Raw genomic sequence first — 20585 nt, 5'->3', positions numbered from 1 at the left:
TGATTTTTAGGGCAAGATAAATGAATATCAAAAACAAAAAACGAAGGTATCCTCATGGAATATCTCCGTTTCTGTATATATTTATTCAAACACAAATTGATTGTGGTAGAGCTCAGAATAGAAGCCGCCTAGATGCAGCAATTCATGATGATTGCCTCTTTCAATGACTTCCCCATCTTTTAAGACAATAATCTGGTCTGCATTCAATATAGTCTTTAAGCGGTGAGCAATGACAAAGCTGGTTCGGCCTGCCACAATAGCCTCCATCGCACTCTGGATCTTGCTCTCAGTCACCGTATCAACATTGGAGGTAGCCTCATCCAAGATCAGCACTTGAGGATCGGTCAAAAGGGTTCGAGCGATCGAAATCAATTGCTTTTGACCTGTTGAAAAGATGTTTTGATCATCATCTACGATTGTATCGTATTGATCAGGCAAGCTTTCAATATACTCGTGAATATGGGTAGCACGCGCAGCAATTTCAACCATCTCCTGACTGGCATCCGGCACTCCAAATCGGATATTGTCTCGAATGGTTCCGCTGAACAAGACAGAATCTTGCAAAACGATACCTACATGACTGCGCAAACTATCCAAGTCATAGTCTCGGATATCGCGCCCGTCAAATTCGATACTGCCCTTATCCACATCGTAAAAACGATTGATCAGGTTCATAATGGTCGTCTTGCCCGATCCTGTCGGTCCTACAACAGCTATCATCTTGCCTTTTGGCGCTGAGATGGAAACATCCTTCAAAATCGGCTTACCTTCGACATAAGAGAAATCCACATGCTTTATCTCGACGCCTTCTCTCAGCTCGGTAAAGGCTGGTGCATTCTGAGGGCGCACTTCCTCAGGCGCATCAAACATTTCCTGAATCCGATCCGCACCAGTGAAAGCCAGCTGCAGGCTTCCCCAGCTTGCCGCAACCTGAATGATAGGCTGATAGTATTGTTGAGAAAACTGTGTAAAGGTTGAAATCAGACCAATGGCTACTGAGGTCTTCACATTAGGATCATTGAGCATAATGGCTGAACCTACAAAAATCACGATAGCCGTATTGATCAGGCTCATTCCGTTCATGACAGGAAAGAGCAAGCCAGCAAAAGCGCGTCCTTTGAAAGTAGCTGACCGAACCTTATCATTTTGCTGGACAAAGCCTTTGATGACTTCTTCTTGCATTCCCTGCACAATGACTACCTTCTGACCCGAAATCGTCTCATCCATATAAGCATTGAGCTGACCGACTTCTTTTTGCTGCAAGTCGGTGTACTTGCGAGCCAGCTTGACGATAGACACCAAGACAATGATGGCTACTGGCGTACTGGCAATCGTCACCCAAGCCAGGGTCGCATGCCGCATAAACATGATGATAATCAGGCCGATGTAAAGAGCGATGTTGCTCATCACTTGGACTAGACTCTCGTTGAAAGCCTGCAAGATATTATCTAAATCGCTGGTAAAACGCGACAAGATATCCCCGTCTTGATGGCGGTCAAAGAAGGAAACGGTCAAGCGAGCCAATTTCCCAAAGAGCCCCTTACGCATTTCATTGGTTGAGTAGGAAATGATCCGACTCATCAACAGCATGTAAATCAAGCTCGATAGCGAAAGGAAGATAAAAGCCAGCGCTAAATTCCACATGATTCCTTGAAAAGCGGCAAAGGCTGAAACATCGCCTGAAGCAAGCTTGCCACTCGCAAAAGCACTGCCCAACTCCAGCAGCTCACTGATGGCGAGACCAGTAAAAATCGGAAAGAGAACCTGTAAAACCGTCGAGATGATAATCATAATCATGACGACCAAAAAGGCCAATTTATATTCTTTAAAATATTGCCAGAAAAATTTTGCTGTCTTCATATTAGTCCTCCTTTCCTTTTTGTGTCTCATAAATTTCTCGGTAGACATCATTTGTAGCAACCAAGTCTGCGTGTCTACCTTGGCCAATCAAGCGTCCTTGATCTAGCACCAAAATCTTGTCCGCATGGACAACAGAGCTAATCTTCTGGGCAATAATGATGGTTGTAGTTCCCTTCAAATCCTTGTTCAGTGCCTCCTGAACCAGCTTTTCGGACTTGGCATCCAGAGCTGAAGTCGAGTCATCCAAGATAAGAATATTGGGATTGCTGACAACACCACGCGCGATGGACATTCTTTGCTTTTGTCCGCCAGAGAAATTATTTCCCCGTTCTTCGACTTGGCTGTTGTAGGTATCTTCCATGCGATTGATAAACTCGCTTGCCTGAGCAATGCGCGCCGCCTGTTCTAACTCTGGCAGGCTAGCATTTTGCTTTCCTTGACGCAGATTGTCCGCAATCGTCCCCTTAAATAAAATAGCTTTTTGCAGAACGATGGAGACATTTTTTCTCAGCGAAGCTTCACTAATGTCTCGCAAGTCCTTGCCACCAATTTTGATGAAGCCTTCCTGAGGATCAAAAAGACGCGGAATGAGCTGGGCCAGAGTTGATTTCCCTGCTCCCGTCGCTCCGACGACACCAATCATCTCTCCCGGTTTGACTTCAAAGCTAATATCCTTGAGCATGGGCTCTGTATCTGTTGGGTAGGTAAAGGTCACATGGTCAAATACCAGACTACCTTCCAAATCTTCTTCAGCTTCATTCTTGAAAGTCATCGCTGGCTCTGTATCCAAGACCTCCTTGATCCGCCGAATCGATACCATGGCACGCGTAACGGTATTGCCCAGAAAGCCAACCATGATGATGGTAAACATGATTTGATTCAAGTAAGAAATGAAAGAGACAATCGAGCTAACTAAGCCTGGATCCATCTGTATCATGCTAGACAAGAGCCACATAGTCAGATAGACAGCCCCGTAGCCGACGATCATCATCATCGGTTGAACAATCGAAAAGGCATAACCAATAAAGAGATTTTGCTCCAAAAGTTCATCTGAAACTTGCGTAAATTTCTGATACTGCTCTCTCTCCTGCACGAAAGATTTGACGACACGGACGCCACGCAGATTTTCTTTGGCAATCGCATTGATCTTTTCTAAGAGAACTTGGAATTTGGCAAAGCGTGGCCCCATCAAGCCCATCATCACTCCTGTCAAAAAGAAGACCAAAAAGACCATCAGGACAATGACCCACCACAAGGAAGGAATGGTCACCACCGCCAAAATAAAGGAACCTAAAAATAAAATAGGTAGGCGGAATAAAATCTGAAACATCATCATGACCAAATTTTGTACTTGGTTGATGTCATTGGTCATGCGGACGACGAGATTCCCCGCATTGAACTGTTCAATATTGGCATAAGAGAAGGTCTGGATTTTCCGAAAGGTTTTTTCCCGTAAATCTGACGACACACCTTGCGCAATATAGGCTGCCAGGGTCACATTTGCCCCGCCAGCAAGCAAGCCAACCAAACCAAAACCCAGCAACCAAGCCCCTAAACGATAGATTTCTTCCCGGTTTCCTGACAAAAGAGCATTCAAGACATCTTTGAGATACAGGGGCTGCAACAGCGAGCTAGCTAGCATCAGCGATGTCATAAGAAGAGATAAAAAGATAAATAATTTATAGGCTGATAAAGCTTTTCTGAACATAATTCCTCCTCGTAGATTTTTAACTTTGTTTAGCTTCCTTACTATATCATAGATAAAAACAATGTCAAGTAAGAAATTTCAGTTATTATATGGTACAATATAATAAATAACTCTAAATTGACTGAGTCCTTTTATAGGTCTCGTACAAGGAGAAAAGATGGATAAACAACGAATTGCTGTGATTGGCCCTGGCTCTTGGGGAACGGCTCTGTCGCAAGTCCTCAATGATAATGGCCATGAAGTCCGAATTTGGGGCAATATTGCAGAGCAGATTGACGAGATCAATAACCAGCATACTAACAAACGCTATTTCAAAGATGTGGTTCTAAGCGAAGAAATCAAGGCTTATCATGACTTGAACGATGCTCTAGAGAACGTAGATGCTGTGCTTTTTGTCGTGCCGACCAAGGTGACCCGTCTGGTAGCCAAACAAATTGCGCAAACCTTGGATCACAAGGTAAAAATCTTGCACGCATCCAAGGGATTAGAACCTAATAGCCACAAACGGATCTCGACTATTCTGGAAGAAGAAATCCCTGCAGATTTGCGCAGCGAGATTGTCGTTGTTTCAGGACCTAGCCACGCTGAAGAAACTATCGTCCGCGATATTACCTTGATTACCGCAGCATCTAAGGATCTTGAAACCGCTAAATATGTGCAGGAGCTCTTTAGCAACCATTACTTCCGCCTCTACACCAATACCGATGTCGTCGGAGTGGAAACAGCAGGTGCTCTGAAAAACATCATCGCAGTTGGAGCTGGTGCTCTCCACGGACTGGGCTACGGTGACAATGCCAAAGCTGCCATCATCACACGCGGGCTTGCTGAAATTACCCGGCTTGGTGTCAAGCTTGGTGCCAGCCCCCTGACTTACAGCGGTCTTTCTGGTGTCGGCGACTTGATTGTCACAGGAACTTCTGTCCACTCTCGCAACTGGCGGGCCGGCGATGCACTGGGTCGCGGCGAAAAACTTGCTGATATTGAAGCCAACATGGGCATGGTTATCGAAGGAATCTCTACCACCAAGGCTGCTTACGAACTAGCTCAGGAGCTCGGTGTCTATATGCCTATCACTCAGGCCATCTACAAGGTTATCTATGACGGCCATGATATCAAAGATGCCATTCATGATATGATGAATAACGAATTCAAAGCTGAAAATGAGTGGTCTTAATTCATAGTATTTTTTATAAAGGAGAAATTTATGCCAAAAGTCAGAAAAGCAGTCATCCCTGCAGCCGGTCTCGGAACCCGCTTCTTGCCAGCCACTAAGGCACTGGCCAAGGAAATGCTGCCAATCGTTGACAAACCAACTATTCAGTTTATCGTCGAAGAAGCTCTTAAATCTGGAATCAAAGACATTTTGGTTGTCACAGGGAAGTCAAAACGCTCCATCGAGGACCACTTTGACTCCAACTTCGAACTAGAATATAACCTCAAGGAAAAGGGCAAGAACGACTTGCTCAAGTTGGTGGATGAGACCACTGGTATTGGCTTGCATTTCATCCGTCAGAGTCACCCACGTGGACTCGGGGACGCCGTACTTCAAGCCAAGGCCTTCGTCGGAAATGAACCTTTTGTGGTCATGCTAGGTGATGATTTGATGGACATTACCAATGACAAGGCAGTGCCACTCACCAAACAACTCATGGATGACTACGCAGCAACCCACGCATCTACCATTGCAGTTATGCAGGTTCCTCACGAAGAAGTCTCTGCTTATGGCGTTATTGCACCGCAAGGCGAAGGTGTCAACGGCCTCTACAGCGTTGAAAAATTTGTTGAAAAACCAGCACCAGAGGATGCGCCAAGTGATTTGGCCATTATCGGACGCTACCTGCTAACGCCAGAAATTTTTGAAATCTTGGAAAAACAAACTCCCGGAGCTGGCAATGAAATTCAACTGACTGATGCCATTGATACCCTCAACAAGACTCAGCGCGTTTTTGCCCGTGAATTCAAAGGCGACCGCTATGATGTCGGCGACAAGTTTGGCTTCATGAAAACTTCTATTGATTACGCACTCAAACACCCTCAAGTCAAAGACGATTTGAAACAGTACATTATTGATTTAGGCAAAAAATTAGATAAGAAAACGAAAAAATAATAGAAGTGCACAAGCAATAGATTAGCTAATGCGTCAGCTTTTATCATCGTACAGAAAAACACCTAGTAAATCTAGGTGTTTTCTTATAAGTTATTCACTTACTTATTGTCTTGGTTGGAAGAGTAGTTAGTGTTAGGGAATGATTCTACATTCTTGAAATTTTTTCCACCTTCCGAACTTGCCGCATAACCAAAACGATTATTTGGATTGCCTTCTGCATTCGCAACTGTTATTTGTGTAGCCTGACTTGGTACTTGAGGAGTCGGGCTTTGTACTTGAGGCACTTCAGTACGAACAGCTGGTTGTCCAAAAACTTGCACATTTGCTTTAGCTGCATATCCAAAGCGATTGTTTGGATTGCCTTCTGCATTGGCAGGAATATCATGTGTCGGAGGAGCAGCAGTATAATCTGGTGCTGGGATGATAGTTTTATTTGCATCATCCGTAATTTGTGGTTTTTGTGGTGGCTTCGGAGTATCCGGTTTTTCAGGTGTTGATGGATCTTGTTTATCGTCTGGTTGTGAAGCACGATAAGGATCAGACTTACGTCCAGCAGCTTCTAAACGTTTTTCCATCATCTTTTCATAGTCCTTGAAGTGTTGGAAAAGTCGATCTGACATTTCAAGAGAATCTTTAGTTACTTTACCTTCAGCAGCCTTCGCAGCATCTGGTTGATCTTTCAGCGAATAGTTCTCAATATCTTTTTTCTCTTGATCAGCGATAAATTGTTTTTCCATCAGTTTCCAATGGTCTTGAACACTCTTTCCAAAGATATCTTGGTTCTTGATAGCCATTTGGTCAATGTGCCATACTGTCCAGTACCATGAGTTTGGATCATAAGTAGCTGTCTGTGGTTTGAAGGCCTTGTAAGTATCCTGAACGTTACCGTAGAAAGGCACGTATGGTGTATTACGTGATGGTCCCAAGCCGAGCCAAACTTTACCACCGAAAGATTTTGGCAGTTTCGGATCAATTTGGTAGACATGGGCATCGATAACATTTTCATTGCCTAAAGCGTATTTGTACTGATCTTTCCGAACAGCATCATTAGCCCCATCATCACCTTGTTTCTTAACGCCAATTTGATCATCCGGTACGAAACGGCCATTCAGATGTTCAAAGCGGTTCCGTTGCAAAGCAAAGGCATCTTCAAGAGTGAATTTCTTGTTTGGATCTGTTGGAGAGCGGAAAAGTTCGTACTCCTCATCTTCGTAAGTAATTTTAGATTTTGGATCAAGCAGTGTGATTCCTGCATACGTACGAGAACGGTCGCCTTCTGCGTATTTTTCAGGTCCATATGATTTAGCAATGTGGAAATTGCCATCTTTATCTGTCTTGTAGTTTCCTGCTTCTTTGGCTACTTTCTCTACATCTTCAGAAGCAATAACATTTTCTTTGTCCTTCAAATCTACATGGCCAAGGTAATAAGTATTAGCAAATACTGCGTACTTATCTTCAGGCACTTTCACGGCTACGTATTGGTGCCCAGACAAGATTTCCATGTACCAAGTCTCTTTTTGATCGGCAACCACCACTGTATTCCCTTCAGCAGAGCCCTTTTCTTGAATGACTTTTCCAAGCAACTCGATTGCTTCACGAGCTGTTTTGGCACGAGGCAAAATCACATCTAACATAGCAGCTTCTGCCAAGCCATCTGCTTTCAGAGGGTCTTTTTCAAGAACCTTCTTATTTGGAATTGCTGTGACTGTGGACGACATAGAAACACCTGCTTCATTAAAGCCATGTTCTCCAAAAGCACCGTTACTACCATCACCACGCGCAGAATCATAGGTTGCAGTATATTTCATTTCGCTGGCTGCACGTGGATAGGTGAAACCATTGGACTCATCCACAATCTGGTCGCCTTCCTTATATTTCTTAGCTTCCACAACAACATAGTTTTTGTTATGCTTGCCACCATTCGGGTAGTAAGGATAGTCTTCTGTCCGACCAAAAAGTGTTGATCCATCCTTGGTCAAATGCCGACCAATAATGAAGCCACAGCAGGCTTGCACAGCTTGGATAGGTAAGAGCATGATTGCCATTAATGAAATAGCAATTTTAAAGATTGTCTTCTTCATTATGAACTCCTTTTTATTTTTGGGGAATACCCCTGATGTTTATAGTTCTAGTATAGTCCTTTTTAGATCTTTTTGCAAGCGCTTACAAAAATGTTTTTTTATACCTTTTACAGATAGAAAATAGAGAAAACATACATTAATGAAAAAGTAGAGATAGAAACATTCCTAGTTTATTCCTGATTTATGACTTATTATGAGCCTTTAAAGTAAAATCCCTTGCTTTATAGAAATCATATTTATAAAAAGAATACCACTTTAAAAAGCGGTAATTGAATTCATTTCTTAAAAAATTGGTCGTTGAAAAGTCAGAAAAATCAAAATAGCTGCTACTCCAAGGTAGGCTGCCAGTGCTAAAAATCGTTGAGTCTTGCTAAAAGCGTAGCGCTCTCCCGATACTGGTAAGATCACAGCTCCTAAAGCTCCGCCGACTAGACCGCCCAAGTGACCTGCAAGGCTAATTCCCGGTAGAAAACTCATGACCAGATTGACAGCTAGCAGGCTCATATAGGACTGACCCAGCTGCTGCAGATAGTAGTTTCGCGTAGCATAACGAAGCACGACAACGGAAGCAAAAAGGCCGAAAAGAGCAGTAGAAGCTCCAGCTGCTAAGCTATTGGGTGAAAAATAGACAACAAATAAATTCCCCATCACTCCTGACATCAGGTAGAGTATCAAAAATTTCCATGAGCCAAAGATAGCCTCAATCTGTCGACCAAGAAAGTAGAGCGTCAGCATATTGACCACAAAATGCTCCAAACCAATATGGATAAAAATAGCAGCAAAAACCCGCCAAAACTGCTCCGGCAACGCTTGAATCGTGTAACCACGCACAGCTCCGAAGTAATACAAGGCTTCGGAACTGCTGTATTGAAAACCGTAGGAAAGAAACATCAAGACAAAAACAAGGCTCGTCAGGATAAGCAGGATGCTTGTCACAGGATAGTCTCTATCAAAGATTTGCTTCATAAATAAGTAACTCCTTTACCGCAACATCATGTTGAGCTGGTAGAAATTCTGCCTGCTGGACTGCATAAACGGTGCTGATGCTTGCTCCTTCATAATCAGCCAGATAACGGTCATAGTAGCCGCCTCCGTAACCAATCCGAAAGCCTTGAGAATTGAAGACCACACCTGGCACATGAATCAGATCAATTTCTGTCTTATCTACAGCCTCTTCACTTATCGGCTCCAGCAGACCAAAAGAGCTTTTTTGCAGGCGACTTTCATCATAGTCCACAAATATCATCCGACCCTGGCCATAGGTCTTAGGCACTAAAACCCGCTTGCCATCCAACTGAGCCTGCTCGATAAAGGATGCAGTTGAGACTTCATGCGGCATAGAAAGATAAGTAGCGATGACCTGAGCTTCTTGATAAGCTCCTGAACTGAGCAAGTGCTGGGTCAGCCAGCTATCTGCCTGCTCTTTTTCTTTTCCCGAAAGTTTCTTCATTTGCTTTAGTACAGTTTGTCTCAGCTCTTTTTTCATACAGCCAGTCCCCTCTTTTCTTATCTTTCGTTGATTTTATAATCTAGGAATTTCCAAATCTTTCCAATAGCAAAGGGCAGTGCTGCCTCGTCCGGTGTCATCTTGGGATGATGGAGGGCATAGGGACTGTCCACTCCCAGCCAGAACATGACGCCCTTGACCTTGCTGAGCAGATAACCAAAGTCCTCGCCTGTCATAGCCGGCGCAATATCAATCAGCTGCACTCCTTCTTCCTTCTGGAAAAAGCCCATCAATTCGTCTGCCAGGCCAGGATGATTTTCTACAGGTAGGTAGCCACCTTGTTTAAGCTCCAAGTCCAATTCCAGATCGAAACTTTGGGCTATGCCCTCTGCTATTTCCCGTAAGCGCTTCTGAGTCAAGATGCTCATCTCCTGAGTCAGAGTCCGAATGGTGCCATGCAAAAAGGCTGTTTCTGCGATGACATTGTTGGTCGTGCCAGCATGGAGCGAACCAAAGGTCACAACTGCCCCCTCGATCGGATCGACATTGCGGCTGACAATGGTCTGCACCTGGGTGATAAAGTAGCTAGCCGCCACCAAAGCATCGTTGGCTTCATGAGGAAAGGCCGCATGACCTCCTTTCCCCTTAAAGGTCAGCTTGACTTCACAGGTACCAGCAAAAAGCGTTCCTCTGTTAGTCGCAATATCGCCGACCTTGAGATCTGGCCGCACATGGAGACCATAAAACTCATCTGGCAACCAGTCGCCCAAGGCACCGTCTTCGTACATGAGCATTCCGCCAGCTTCATTTTCCTCAGCAGGCTGAAAGAGAAAGAGCAGATTGTGGGTAGGCTGAGCGCTCACAGCTTGCTCCAGCAGGCCTAGAGCGACCGTCATGTGCATATCGTGTCCGCAGGCATGCATCCGACCTTCATGAGTGCTGGCAAAGTCCAGTCCGGTCTCCTCCACAATCGGCAGACCATCAATATCTGTCCGCCAGCCAATCGTCTTATCCGGTGAACTTCCCTTGATAAAGACCAAAATACCCGTCCGCCAAGTTCGGATTTCCACAAAGTCTAGACCTGCTGTCAGTCCATCAATGACCTGCATCAGGTAGGCATGGGTCTTGTATTCTTCCAGACCGATTTCTGGTATCTGGTGTAAATCACGGCGAATGTTCAGATAATCAAGCATTTTTCTTTCCTTTAAAATCTTGTCAGAGCAAACAAAGAGTCAGACCGCCCCCGATGAAGTTCAAGGGCGGCTATCTTTTAACCAATATTAAAGAGTACGCAGAGCGTCTTCCAGAGCTGTCTTCTGCTGGGTCTTCTCGTCAATGGTCTTGATAACTCGTGCCGGAACGCCAGCAACTACTACATTTTCCGGAACATCCTGGGTCACAATCGCACCAGCCGCAACAACAGAACCACTGCCAATTTGCACTCCTTCAATCACAACCGCATTGGCACCAATCAGCACATTGTCTCCAACCCGAACTGGCTCAGCACTAGCTGGCTCAATAACTCCCGCCAGAACCGCACCAGCACCGACGTGGCTATTTTTGCCGACAATAGCTCGGCCACCTAAAATGGCACCCATATCAATCATAGTTCCAGCGCCAATCTCTGCACCAATATTGATGACTGCTCCCATCATGATGACAGCATTGTCACCAATTTCGACTTGGTCACGGATAATAGCGCCCGGCTCAATACGGGCATTGATATCGCGCTTGTCCAAAAGCGGCACCGCTGAGTTGCGGGCATCCTGCTCTACGACATAGGTCTTGTTTTCCTCTAAGTTCACTAGGAGCGGCTTGATTTCTTCCCAGTCTCCAAAAAGAACATTGCCTAACTTCACAACAGACCAAGGAATTGAACCGTGCAATTCTCCATCAAAGGTTACCTTGACAGGAGTCTTTTTCTTGGCATCAGCGATAAATGTGATAATTTCTTGAGCGTTCATTTTCGTAGCAGACATGGCGTCACCTCTTTGTTCTTTCTATTCTTTGTTGGGGGAGAAAAGTCCCTCTCCTATCTTTTTTATTTCTCTATTATAACACAATTCGGCTATACAGTTAGGACTTTATTAGCAGCTAGTATGCTATTTAGTCTCTTGAACTTTATTCAAATGAAATTGTCCGTCCTTGCCCTTTACAAAGTTTAAATGGAAGAAGGTTTTATCCTCTGCCCCATAGCCCATAGACATACTGTAATATCCTTTCACCACTGCTTTGTAGTAGTTGTTGGGAAGTCCCAAATGTTCTATCACTTCTAGATCAGTAATGCCATTTTCTTCATCTGATGTCATTCCCTTAAGGAAGGAAAGCCGTTCCCCTGTCAAATCCTCATGTTGATAAATATTATAAGCTATGCTAGTAAGATGTAGACCTGAACCAACATCCCAGAATTGAAGGACGGCAAAGCCTCCTCCCTTCAAATCATAGATCAGTGATAATAATTTATCCTTCTTGCCAATCACCGTTTCATCGCTGCTTTTAGCTAAACCATGTTGACGAACAAAATTGGATACTGTTATATTTTTATCCTCGTCCTCTTCAATCTTATACTTTATAAAATCCCTTGGTTCCCAATCCAAAACTTCGGCATTTGAAGAAGAATATTTTGCTTCTGTTCTTACAAACGGATTCTTTCTGTAAGAATTGGTCCAATTCCCGATTAAGACAAGTAGGCCGATAACAAGGCCAATCAGGGCTAGAGCACTCACTAGCTTGAAAAATGGTGATTTGTGTTTAAACTTTGCGGTTCTCTTAAAAGTTGACTTTGGTACCTGCCTTGTGCCTTCCTTGAGATTTGTTTCATCTAGCAAACTAGACCCTTCCCTAGACTCTCGTTTTAAGGGTGCCCTAGTTCTGCTAAATTTTCCCTTATGTTCCCTTCGTAATTTTTCTAAATCTCTTTTTCCCATCTTTCTATCCTTGTCTATTTAAGAAAAAATTCCGCGCTCTCCAGTCTAGGCTCTCAGACTGTGCTTGTCATCATACTTTTTAGACGGTAAAGCCCATTCACTTCGTAAAAAAACAAAGAAACTGTCATATTGTCCGTGGTTGAATATTCAAGAAGAAGTGAATCAACTTTGCCCTTAACTGGTTTATGAGCATAAATACTCTTAGGCATCCCCAGTTCTTCTATGGCTTGCTTGACTTCCATTCCTTCTCGATCACTTTTGGGAATGAGCGACCGATAATCATCAACTGTCTTCGTAATCGATGCCTCAGCATTCTGGAGGAAATCGGCAGATACCGTAGAGAGCTCCATTCCTCCTCCAGTACTCCTAAGATGCATATTAACAACTCCTTTTCTTCCTGTTAGCTTGTATGAAAGCAGCACCAGTTGACTATCTTCCACGCGATTATCTACACTCCCAGAGCTAGCTTTCCCATACTTCTCAACAATATCCTCTGGAGACATATTGGGTTGGTTCATGGTTTTAATCAATTCTAAAATCTCTTCGAATTGAAAATCGACCTCTCGATTCTTTTCAATAAAAGCTGAATTCCCCTCCGTCAGGATCTCTATCTTATTTTCTGATTCTGTCGGAACAGTATTAACAGACGATACAGCCGATTGATTTCCTTCTGACTTAAAAGTTGGTCGCATATACATCATCAAGAAGCTAATCAGTCCCACTAGACCTGCGGCAATCAGTAAGAGTGAAGCATAACGTGATAGCCAAGACTTTGCTAAAAACTGGCCATTAGGATTGACTGCTGACTCTGTTCGCCGCTTTTCTTTACTTGAAAACTCAAAACCCGACTCTCGAGAGCCATCATTAGAGAAGGCTCTCTGCTTTTTTTGGTCTAAACTTGACCTTTTTCCCCATTCTCTTTGGACTTTTCTTCCTTTTCCCATCCTCATCTCCTCCAAGGAACCTAAGTTCCTCTTGTTTTTCTAGTAATTCCTGTCTTTCCTCTAAAAACAACTTCTGCTAAATAAGCCAAGCTCTAGCACCAAGCACGTCCTATCAATAAACACTCTTCCGAGTCAACTCATAGTCACCTGTTGGACTTAAGACAAACTCTAAATAGAGATATCTTTCATCTTTGAGTTTATATTTGATGTAAACTGTCGTTTGATTCTTATAGTCCGCCGACTTATTGATAACTTGTGGCACACCAAATCGTTCCAATACTGCTTGTAAATTTTTACTTGGTGCTGATTTATCCACAGTAAAATCCTGAAAATCCTCCTCAGTCCATAAATCCGAATGGCTTAATTGAGACTGGCTAGTCAAACCTTCCCCTCGAATTGTATTCAGCCGATACTGATCTCCGATAAGATTGAAATAGAGCTTGACGATTTGCCCTCCACCTGATGAGAGATAAAAAAGGTAGAGAGCCTTTTCTTCTCCATCTTTAGCCACACTTCCCGAACTTGCTTTTCCATATTGTTCAGCAATTTCCTCTGCTGTCGGAGACAGTTGCTCACTCGCCCCCTGCCCAGGCGAAGAAACGTGCAGAGATAGGACATCCTCGAAAGTCCAAGTCATATTTTCTGGCTCCTTGTCAGCACTAGAAGCCGATGATGCCGACTCCTCTTGCTCCGAAGCTTCCCATTCGCTAGACGAAGAGTCTGCAACGTAAGCAGAAGCTATATTTTCTTGGCTCGATTCCCAGCTTATTTGGTCAATACTTCTGTCACGAGTGCTCATATTTGAAAGAAAACGATAGAGTAAAAGAAGGGCTAATGATAGCAAGACCAGACTCGCCAAAGCAGCAACTAGAGACTTAACATTCCCCTTCTTTCTTGTTCTGAGCCTACTCGATTTCCAACCAGTTTTAACTCCAAACTGCTTCTCTCCTTGCGTTTCTTTCCTTGCTTCTTCCTTTGTCTGTTCGAGGGCAGCTCCTCCCCTTTCCCGCTGATTCTTGACCGACGAAATGTTTCTGGCTTTAAACTTGGATTTATGCTCCCGCCTCAATGCTTCTAAATTTCTATCTTTCACCTTTTCACCTATCAACTAAATACTTGATTGCTCATTCCCTTTCTACAAACAGCTGATGCTCCTGCTAGGAAAGCGCTACCGAGCACCTGCATCTCCCGCTTCGCTTGCCAAACCTGAGCTGTCTTTCAATCGATAGCTCTGAGTGTCATCTTTTTCAAAAGAAAAACTAACCTCTTGACCATCCTCCAAACGATAAGAAATTGATAAAGTGGTATAGCTCAAGATTCCCCCATGCCAATCGAGGCGCTCTGGAAGTCCCAACTGACTGACAATCTCTTGATAGGTCTTTCCTTTCTCTATACCAGAAAGATCTTGACGAGTGAGCTGAGCATTTCGGTTAGGCAGTTGCGCACTACTGAGATGCGTACATTTTAGGGATTCCAACTTAAGAGTTTCAGAAGGACCAAGATAGCTCTTAAAAGAGAGGTTAACTTTCGCTTCCGTCCCTGCTTGTGAATAGTTTAAATCTATTGTCTTGATTAGGTCATCTTGGTTCGTTTCCCTACCAGACTCAGCTTTCCCTAACTTTGCAACCACCTCGTCGACCTTTGTCAGATTTGGAACCGATGAAGTGAAGTCTGAGAATAAAGAAGTGATATCATCATAGGTGATATGAAACTGATACTCCTCTTTCTTAGCAATCCATTCTGGACGATTATCAGATTTTAAATCTTGATCCTTTCCATATGAGTCTAACATACGAGAAATAGCTGCAGCTTCTTCCATGCGTTTTATATCATCATTCTTTTTCCACTGCTCTACTATGCTATACATTGAGGCTATAATCCCCAAACTAGAAAGTAGCATCACCCTTATCTTAGAAAAGATTCCTCGTTTTTTCTTCCTAAACTCTACTTTATCTGTCTCTCTAGCAAGCTCATTGGAGCTTATTCGCGGAGAAAGCTTGGTCTGCTTTGCTTCAGTTACAAGGCCTGACATCGGCTGGCTAGCTTGATTTCCACGAAGGACTTGGTTTTGTTTTTTAGCTTTCAGTGATTCTAAGCTAGAAATAAGGCGCTTCAGCTCTCTCTGCTTTAATTCCAACAAATTCTGTGATAGAAGCGACAGAGGCTCCTTCACCTGCTGAGCTCCTTCTAATTGCTCAGAAAACACCGGCTGGTCTTGAGAACTTGGTTTAGCCCCATAGCCGGTTTTGTCCTCTATCGAAGAAATGTCAGATAGCTCATTGCTTGAGCTCTCTATTGGAAATACCACTTTTGATGGAGACGAACCTGAAGGACGAGGTTGATTTTCTTCTGCCCCTCTCTGCGCTTCTTGCAATTTAGCAGACGGTTTGATGTATTGGTCTTCCTTGGTTTTCCATTTGGATAGAAAGGATGATTGGCTATTTGCTGGCTTTTTCGTTTGGGCCTTCTTGAATTTTGATTGATGTTTCTGCCTCAAAGCTTCCAGATTTCTCTTTCCCATAACTCCTCCTCATCTATTGACTCTTCTATCATTGAAAAGACGACCCTATTAACCGTTAACAATTCCTACCGCTGAATGCTACTATTCTCTTTTCTATACCATTCATACTGGGGGTAACATCCAGCGATTGTCTGCACCATGAAACTTGTCATGCTAATATAACTTTATTCCAGTATATCATATTTTGAACTGGCTTAGCTTGAAAGCATACAAGCAAAAAGGCACGAACTCTCGTCCGTGCCCATGAAAATAACTATTTATGACTATTTTTGTTTCACTTTTTCAGCCAATAATAACTTCATCAGGACTCCTTTCCAATCTTGGTCTTCTGTTTTTCTAGAACCGTCCAAATAGCAGCCAGCTCAACTTTCTAGATAAAAGTCTATCACATTGCTACTGCATCTTCTCTGATTGTAACATATAATCAGGGAAAGGAAAACTGCTGCTGAATAGATAAGTAAGTAAAAGACAAGCTAGATAGCGAGCTAACTAACAAAACATGATAAAATCTATTTTTTAAAATAGCAAAAAACCTCCTAGAAGGGAGGTTGTGCCTAGTTTTAGACTTTTATTTTTCTAAATTGCTTGATTTGAAATTTTATTATGGTCAAGCAGTTTCGAAAATCTGAATGGTAGAGCTCTTTTCAATTACTACTGCTTGGTCTGCTGCAACATGGAGAGTGCCCGGCAGGCTGCCCTCTTTTGAACCATCAAAAGAAATCGTGATATGGCCCAGTCCAGTTAAATTTTTTTCTACTACATTTCCTACGGCAGTAATCGAATATTCCTGACTATCTACGACTAGCTTTCCACCTTCTAGTATTGCACCTAGAAGATTTTTGTTATCGATTTTAAAACAATACTCTGCTAAGTCTTCCGGAGCTTCTTCTCCAAACAAAATGAGCATATTGGCATCTTGAATCATATTCTGAGCTTCAGGCCCCACTTGAATTACTTTAGCTTCAAAAATTTTCTTCATCTAATTCCTATTCATCCTTTCTCAAATCTGTCATAAACTTATGCTTATAGATAAGTTTAACATAATAGTTGCTATGTTTACGTGCATCTATCAAAGGTCTACTGATAAAGACCAATACTAGCTATCCAAGCTACTAGCACCCGCGGAACACCATTGAGGAAGCGTGAATAAAGCACAGAAGGGACACCAACCTCAACTGTTTCAGACTTGGCTTCAGATAGACCGAGTGCTACAGGAATGAAATCACAACCGTTTTGAGTGTTGATAGCAAATATAGCTGGCAGAGCCATTTGGGGCGGAATATTCCCTTTGCCGATTTCAACTCCAATTAAGGTTCCAATAATCTGACTGATAACAGCTCCGGGGCCTAACAAAGGAGATAGGAATGGCAAGGAACAGATAAAGCCAATCAAAATGAGTCCCCAGATGTTCCCTGCTAGGGGAACCATTAATTTTGCCAGCCAATTTCCAACACCGGAACCTTGAATAACCCCAATCAGCAAGGAAACAAAGGCCATGAAAGGAATGATTGTGTTGAGCATTGTTTGGATGGCTTCACGAGCAGCCTGGTTGAAAGTCGCAACGACCTTCCCAGCGCCCATCCCAATTCGTGCTACAATACTTGTTTCAGCTTTTTGCTCTGTAATTTTTTTAGTAGTATCGTAAGTTGGCTTTTCTGTTACCACAGTTGTCTCTTTTTCATCTTCATTAGCAGCAGAAATTTGATTAAGGCCAACTGCTGACACATAGATTTCCTCAGTGATATATTGAGCTAGAGGGCCACTTTTCCCTGTAGCGACGATATTGATTGTAGGGATCCCCTTTTTAGGATAAATACCGCAGCGAAGAGTACCGCCACAATCCACGATTGCTAAAGCAATTTCCTCATCAGGGATAGAAGTTTTAAACCCGTTAACAGCTTCCATACCGGTCAAATCAGCAATTTTATCTACAATATCTGGCTTTTCTCCGCCGCCAGTGATATAGATAAATTTGTGCTTAGCCTCACTAGGTGTAATGACCAAAGGTCCTCCGAAGCCGCCATTTCCTTTAACAACTTTTATACTCTTATATGACATAATTTCACTCTTTCTATCAATCAAATGTTTTACTCAAGGTAACACCTTGCTGTTTTGCTACATAAGCAGTTGTAAAATCGGTCACCCAACCGCCTACAAAGTTCATGACAAGCCCAACAAGCATGTAACGAATGGCTAAGTCCATTTGACTTAAACCTAAAGTTTGAATTCCTGTTGCAATTCCCATCCATACAAACAATTCCCCAGGATTGATATGCGGAAATACACCATTTGAAGTGTGGCAGAACTGCATCTGAGCTGCTACAAAACTAGGTTTATAATATTCTGGTAAGAAACGTCCCATACTGATTGACATCGGATTCCCCAGCATAAAGGCTGAAATGAAAGGTAAAATCATATACCGGCTAACAGGATTTTTGGCAGAAATCTTAGCCAGGGAATTGACCTTCTCTTCTCCCAAGAAAGCGATAAGTGTATTCATTGCAATCAATAGCATTAAGACAAGCGGTACAATATTTGTCATCCAGCTAATAAAGGTTTCTCCACCTAATTGGAAGAGTTTCATAAAACTCTCTGCAAAATTTGTAATGTGATTCATAAGGAACTCCCTTTCTTATTTTTTTTAAATAACTGTTTAATAGATAATTGTAAGTAATTCGCATAAAAGCCGAATCCCAGAAAAGAATCAGATGAACTTGTCTCTTTCTCAATACCTGCCTCATGCCAAAGATAGACTTTTCTAGCATCTTCTATGGCTGATTGCATCAACTTATTTTCTTTTCTCACAAGAGGATTATACTTGTCAAAATAATGGATGTCTTCTCCAACATAATCGTCCATATTTTGAAAACGTGCTAAGATTGTGACTCCTTGCACTTTGCTAGCTTTAAGAACCCGACCGTTTTCATCAACCGCGAACATGACAATCGTACCGGATTTGATTCTTCCGGACTCCCTGCCAATCGCTACGCGCCCCAGTTTTCGGAGCATCGTATAGGTCTTATTGAAGTCTTTAAGTTGCTGCCAGCCGAGGAACATTTGAAATACATAAGCTGCCATGACAAATACAGCGAAAATTATTAGCGAACTCATTAAAATACTCCTTTACTCTTAGAAAATGATAGAAACTCTGTCTCTGTTTCTACAGCCCTCAATGCTTCTTTTAGAGAAGGCTCTCCTGCAATTCGAAAAATATCGTCATACAATTCCAGCAATTCACTTTCCATTTTTCTTTCAATTTCTGAGGGAATGGCGACTAGAAAGATAAATTCAATCCATTCATCTTCTTTTTGATAAGGCTCTTCTAGTTTTCCGAACATTAAAATAGTCTTTGCATAACCCTGGTTAATTGTATGGGGGAAGGCAATTCCTCCACCAAAAATGGTTGATTGCTTTTTCTCCCTATCAATTATCCGATTTCTAAACCCTTCATCAATCATCTGAAGCTTCTCTAACTCTGCAACCATATTTAGCAAGTATTGCTGATAGGTTTTTTGGGGGCTCAACCGAAGAAAGCGCAAGCTGACTGTTTCTAGATTTTTTTGATGAAAAGCATTGGCCCTCTGCCATTCTTCCTGCAGCCATTGATCATCAAAAAGATGATTAACCTGAATGACTGGAGATTTGGAATTTTTATATTTCAGAGGCACCGTCGTAAAAATTGCAAAATATTCCTGGTTCAGCTCTACATTAAAATCCTCTTCAGAATGTTGGGTAATGTCTATATCATTTCCAAGGACTCGCCTGAGTTGCTGAATAATCATCGCAGCAGTTCCTCTTCCTGTTGTGCAAACTACAGCTATCTGCTTGCGAGAACCCTTAACAGCAGAATTTTGCTTTCTTAAAATCATTTCAAAATACAAAGCCAGATATCCGATTTCAGATAATTCCAATTCAGAACCAAAAATTACAGATAGTTCTTCTCCAGCTATTTTTGCCATTTCAAAAGCAAAAGGATATTGAGTTTGAACCTCGCCATGAAATATATCATTAGCTTGCACATGGAAAATCAGTCGATTGATTAAGGGGCCTAGATGAGATTTGATTTCTTCAAATAATTCTTCATCATCAAAGTGAACCAACATTGTCTCTTTGACTTTCTTGACAATCCCTTGAAAAATGTTTGAAAGCTGTTCAGATTGATAAGACGGCTTGCTTAAAGTGTCAATAAAACGGACATTAAACGGAAAACACAAAAAGTCTATCTCAAACTGACTGAGGGAAATCTTATAAGTCATCTCAATATGATAGATTAATTTCTCAGCCAAATGTGTCTCTGTTAAATCATTCCTATAGTAAGGAATAGGACAATTCAACACTCTAGATGTATGAATACGCTCCACCATAATTGAAATGGTCTTTCGAAGGAGTTCCTGTGTTTCTTTAGGGATTTTATAGTCCTGAACTAGCGTCTCCAGAAAAGAAGATGTTGCCTCAGTGAGTGTCCTTCCTTCAAAGTAAGGAGCCACTTGGTGAATATAGAGCAAGCGCAAATTCAGCTCGCTCCCCAAGACCTCCAGCCCACGGTTGGGCTTTCCTGAAATAGTGATAGAGTAACTCTCTGCCAAAGATTTTACTTGTTTCAAATCCTTATTAAGGGTACTTCTACTAACACCTACTTCCTCAGCCAAGTCGTCAATAAGAAGAGGGGAGGTTGACTCAATTAAACGTTTTAGCAAATAGGCAATTCTTTTACTGGAAGAATTGAAGTCACTCTCCTGTTTTAAACTACCAGATAAAATCCTTTCCAACTCTGTATAGTCATATACTTCTAACATTAACTGATCATCTTGTGCGATAATCTGGATATTAGGAGCCAAAACATCATTTAATTGTTGGATACTCTTTTGCAAGGTTTGCAAGCTAATATCCAGTTCTGAGCGCATATCTACCAAGGAATAAGTTGGCTGCGAGACCATTTTATCTAAAATATTATACCACCGATTTACTAAGGTCAACTCTCTTCCCTACC

At 42.4% G+C, this 20585-nt stretch carries 18 protein-coding genes; 2 read left to right on the top strand and 16 right to left on the bottom strand.

Features of this window, described 5'->3' with window-relative positions; genetic code table 11:
• Positions 1–81: 81 nt before the first annotated feature.
• Complete coding sequence (locus tag PAN94_RS01115; protein WP_285874297.1) at positions 82–1860, bottom strand: ABC transporter ATP-binding protein; 1779 nt, start codon at positions 1858–1860, stop codon at positions 82–84.
• Between the two features lies 1 nt (position 1861).
• The gene (locus PAN94_RS01110) at positions 1862–3568 is read right to left on the bottom strand and encodes an ABC transporter ATP-binding protein (protein ID WP_048791921.1); all 1707 of its coding nucleotides are present in this window, start codon (positions 3566–3568) and stop codon (positions 1862–1864) included.
• 157 nt (positions 3569–3725) lie between these two features.
• Here PAN94_RS01110 and PAN94_RS01105 point away from each other — a divergent pair, with 157 nt between their 5' ends.
• Both PAN94_RS01105 and galU read left to right on the top strand, forming a co-directional pair.
• Positions 3726–4742: an NAD(P)H-dependent glycerol-3-phosphate dehydrogenase gene (locus tag PAN94_RS01105; protein ID WP_048791920.1), complete on the top strand. Its 1017-nt coding sequence runs from the start codon at positions 3726–3728 to the stop codon at positions 4740–4742.
• A 30-nt stretch (positions 4743–4772) separates the two neighbouring features.
• Positions 4773–5675, top strand: coding sequence for a UTP--glucose-1-phosphate uridylyltransferase GalU (galU, locus tag PAN94_RS01100; RefSeq protein ID WP_005591576.1), 903 nt, complete (start codon positions 4773–4775; stop codon positions 5673–5675).
• A gap of 98 nt (positions 5676–5773) precedes the next feature.
• Here the strand turns inward: galU and abpB are convergent, their stop codons facing one another.
• The 14 genes from abpB to PAN94_RS01030 all read right to left on the bottom strand — a co-directional run bounded on the left by abpB (position 5774) and on the right by PAN94_RS01030 (position 20532).
• Positions 5774–7756 carry a C69 family dipeptidase AbpB gene (gene abpB / locus PAN94_RS01095; RefSeq protein WP_285874296.1) on the bottom strand — a complete coding sequence of 661 codons (1983 nt, stop codon included), beginning with the start codon at positions 7754–7756 and terminating at the stop codon, positions 5774–5776.
• A gap of 282 nt (positions 7757–8038) precedes the next feature.
• Positions 8039–8722, bottom strand: a complete 684-nt coding sequence (locus PAN94_RS01090; RefSeq protein ID WP_285874295.1) for a rhomboid family intramembrane serine protease — start codon at positions 8720–8722, stop codon at positions 8039–8041.
• Positions 8706–9242, bottom strand: coding sequence for a 5-formyltetrahydrofolate cyclo-ligase (locus PAN94_RS01085; RefSeq protein WP_285874294.1), 537 nt, complete (start codon positions 9240–9242; stop codon positions 8706–8708). The genes PAN94_RS01090 and PAN94_RS01085 overlap by 17 nt, the downstream gene beginning before the upstream one ends.
• Positions 9243–9262: 20 nt before the next feature.
• Entirely contained in the window at positions 9263–10396 is a 1134-nt protein-coding gene (locus tag PAN94_RS01080) for an N-acetyldiaminopimelate deacetylase (protein ID WP_285874293.1), read from the bottom strand.
• An 87-nt stretch (positions 10397–10483) separates the two neighbouring features.
• Entirely contained in the window at positions 10484–11182 is a 699-nt protein-coding gene (dapD, locus tag PAN94_RS01075) for a 2,3,4,5-tetrahydropyridine-2,6-dicarboxylate N-acetyltransferase (RefSeq protein ID WP_285874292.1), read from the bottom strand.
• A gap of 123 nt (positions 11183–11305) precedes the next feature.
• The gene (locus tag PAN94_RS01070) at positions 11306–12130 is read right to left on the bottom strand and encodes a hypothetical protein (RefSeq protein ID WP_048791914.1); all 825 of its coding nucleotides are present in this window, start codon (positions 12128–12130) and stop codon (positions 11306–11308) included.
• A 53-nt stretch (positions 12131–12183) separates the two neighbouring features.
• Positions 12184–13074, bottom strand: a complete 891-nt coding sequence (locus tag PAN94_RS01065; RefSeq protein ID WP_048791913.1) for a hypothetical protein — start codon at positions 13072–13074, stop codon at positions 12184–12186.
• A 112-nt stretch (positions 13075–13186) separates the two neighbouring features.
• Positions 13187–14167: a hypothetical protein gene (locus PAN94_RS01060; protein WP_048791912.1), complete on the bottom strand. Its 981-nt coding sequence runs from the start codon at positions 14165–14167 to the stop codon at positions 13187–13189.
• A 75-nt stretch (positions 14168–14242) separates the two neighbouring features.
• Entirely contained in the window at positions 14243–15595 is a 1353-nt protein-coding gene (locus tag PAN94_RS01055) for a hypothetical protein (RefSeq protein ID WP_048791911.1), read from the bottom strand.
• 607 nt (positions 15596–16202) lie between these two features.
• Positions 16203–16574, bottom strand: a complete 372-nt coding sequence (locus PAN94_RS01050) for a PTS glucitol/sorbitol transporter subunit IIA (RefSeq protein WP_048766068.1) — start codon at positions 16572–16574, stop codon at positions 16203–16205.
• A 98-nt stretch (positions 16575–16672) separates the two neighbouring features.
• Entirely contained in the window at positions 16673–17653 is a 981-nt protein-coding gene (srlE, locus tag PAN94_RS01045; protein ID WP_048766067.1) for a PTS glucitol/sorbitol transporter subunit IIB, read from the bottom strand.
• A gap of 16 nt (positions 17654–17669) precedes the next feature.
• Entirely contained in the window at positions 17670–18212 is a 543-nt protein-coding gene (gene srlA / locus PAN94_RS01040) for a PTS glucitol/sorbitol transporter subunit IIC (protein ID WP_048766064.1), read from the bottom strand.
• Positions 18209–18706: a transcriptional regulator GutM gene (locus PAN94_RS01035; RefSeq protein WP_285874290.1), complete on the bottom strand. Its 498-nt coding sequence runs from the start codon at positions 18704–18706 to the stop codon at positions 18209–18211. The genes srlA and PAN94_RS01035 overlap by 4 nt, the downstream gene beginning before the upstream one ends.
• Positions 18706–20532 (bottom strand): BglG family transcription antiterminator, encoded by a 1827-nt coding sequence (locus PAN94_RS01030; RefSeq protein ID WP_080978303.1) that lies wholly within the window; start codon positions 20530–20532, stop codon positions 18706–18708. The genes PAN94_RS01035 and PAN94_RS01030 overlap by 1 nt, the downstream gene beginning before the upstream one ends.
• Positions 20533–20585 lie beyond the last annotated feature (53 nt).

Source organism: Streptococcus sp. SC1 (assembly GCF_030272855.1).
In the GTDB taxonomy this organism is placed as follows: Bacteria; Bacillota; Bacilli; order Lactobacillales; family Streptococcaceae; genus Streptococcus.
This window is presented reverse-complemented; position numbering and strand designations above follow the sequence as displayed.

What these genes read in the sequence shown, in the direction of transcription:
- dapD (WP_285874292.1), bottom strand. Translation starts at nt 11,182, where the DNA reads ATGTCTGCTACGAAAATGAACGCTCAAGAAATTATCACATTTATCGCT.
- PAN94_RS01035 (WP_285874290.1), bottom strand. Translation starts at nt 18,706, where the DNA reads ATGAGTTCGCTAATAATTTTCGCTGTATTTGTCATGGCAGCTTATGTA.
- abpB (WP_285874296.1), bottom strand. Translation starts at nt 7,756, where the DNA reads ATGAAGAAGACAATCTTTAAAATTGCTATTTCATTAATGGCAATCATG.
- PAN94_RS01065 (WP_048791913.1), bottom strand. Translation starts at nt 13,074, where the DNA reads ATGGGAAAAGGAAGAAAAGTCCAAAGAGAATGGGGAAAAAGGTCAAGT.
- PAN94_RS01080 (WP_285874293.1), bottom strand. Translation starts at nt 10,396, where the DNA reads ATGCTTGATTATCTGAACATTCGCCGTGATTTACACCAGATACCAGAA.
- PAN94_RS01050 (WP_048766068.1), bottom strand. Translation starts at nt 16,574, where the DNA reads ATGAAGAAAATTTTTGAAGCTAAAGTAATTCAAGTGGGGCCTGAAGCT.
- galU (WP_005591576.1), top strand. Translation starts at nt 4,773, where the DNA reads ATGCCAAAAGTCAGAAAAGCAGTCATCCCTGCAGCCGGTCTCGGAACC.
- PAN94_RS01055 (WP_048791911.1), bottom strand. Translation starts at nt 15,595, where the DNA reads ATGGGAAAGAGAAATCTGGAAGCTTTGAGGCAGAAACATCAATCAAAA.
- srlE (WP_048766067.1), bottom strand. Translation starts at nt 17,653, where the DNA reads ATGTCATATAAGAGTATAAAAGTTGTTAAAGGAAATGGCGGCTTCGGA.
- PAN94_RS01070 (WP_048791914.1), bottom strand. Translation starts at nt 12,130, where the DNA reads ATGGGAAAAAGAGATTTAGAAAAATTACGAAGGGAACATAAGGGAAAA.
- PAN94_RS01085 (WP_285874294.1), bottom strand. Translation starts at nt 9,242, where the DNA reads ATGAAAAAAGAGCTGAGACAAACTGTACTAAAGCAAATGAAGAAACTT.
- PAN94_RS01115 (WP_285874297.1), bottom strand. Translation starts at nt 1,860, where the DNA reads ATGAAGACAGCAAAATTTTTCTGGCAATATTTTAAAGAATATAAATTG.
- srlA (WP_048766064.1), bottom strand. Translation starts at nt 18,212, where the DNA reads ATGAATCACATTACAAATTTTGCAGAGAGTTTTATGAAACTCTTCCAA.
- PAN94_RS01110 (WP_048791921.1), bottom strand. Translation starts at nt 3,568, where the DNA reads ATGTTCAGAAAAGCTTTATCAGCCTATAAATTATTTATCTTTTTATCT.
- PAN94_RS01090 (WP_285874295.1), bottom strand. Translation starts at nt 8,722, where the DNA reads ATGAAGCAAATCTTTGATAGAGACTATCCTGTGACAAGCATCCTGCTT.
- PAN94_RS01030 (WP_080978303.1), bottom strand. Translation starts at nt 20,532, where the DNA reads ATGGTCTCGCAGCCAACTTATTCCTTGGTAGATATGCGCTCAGAACTG.
- PAN94_RS01105 (WP_048791920.1), top strand. Translation starts at nt 3,726, where the DNA reads ATGGATAAACAACGAATTGCTGTGATTGGCCCTGGCTCTTGGGGAACG.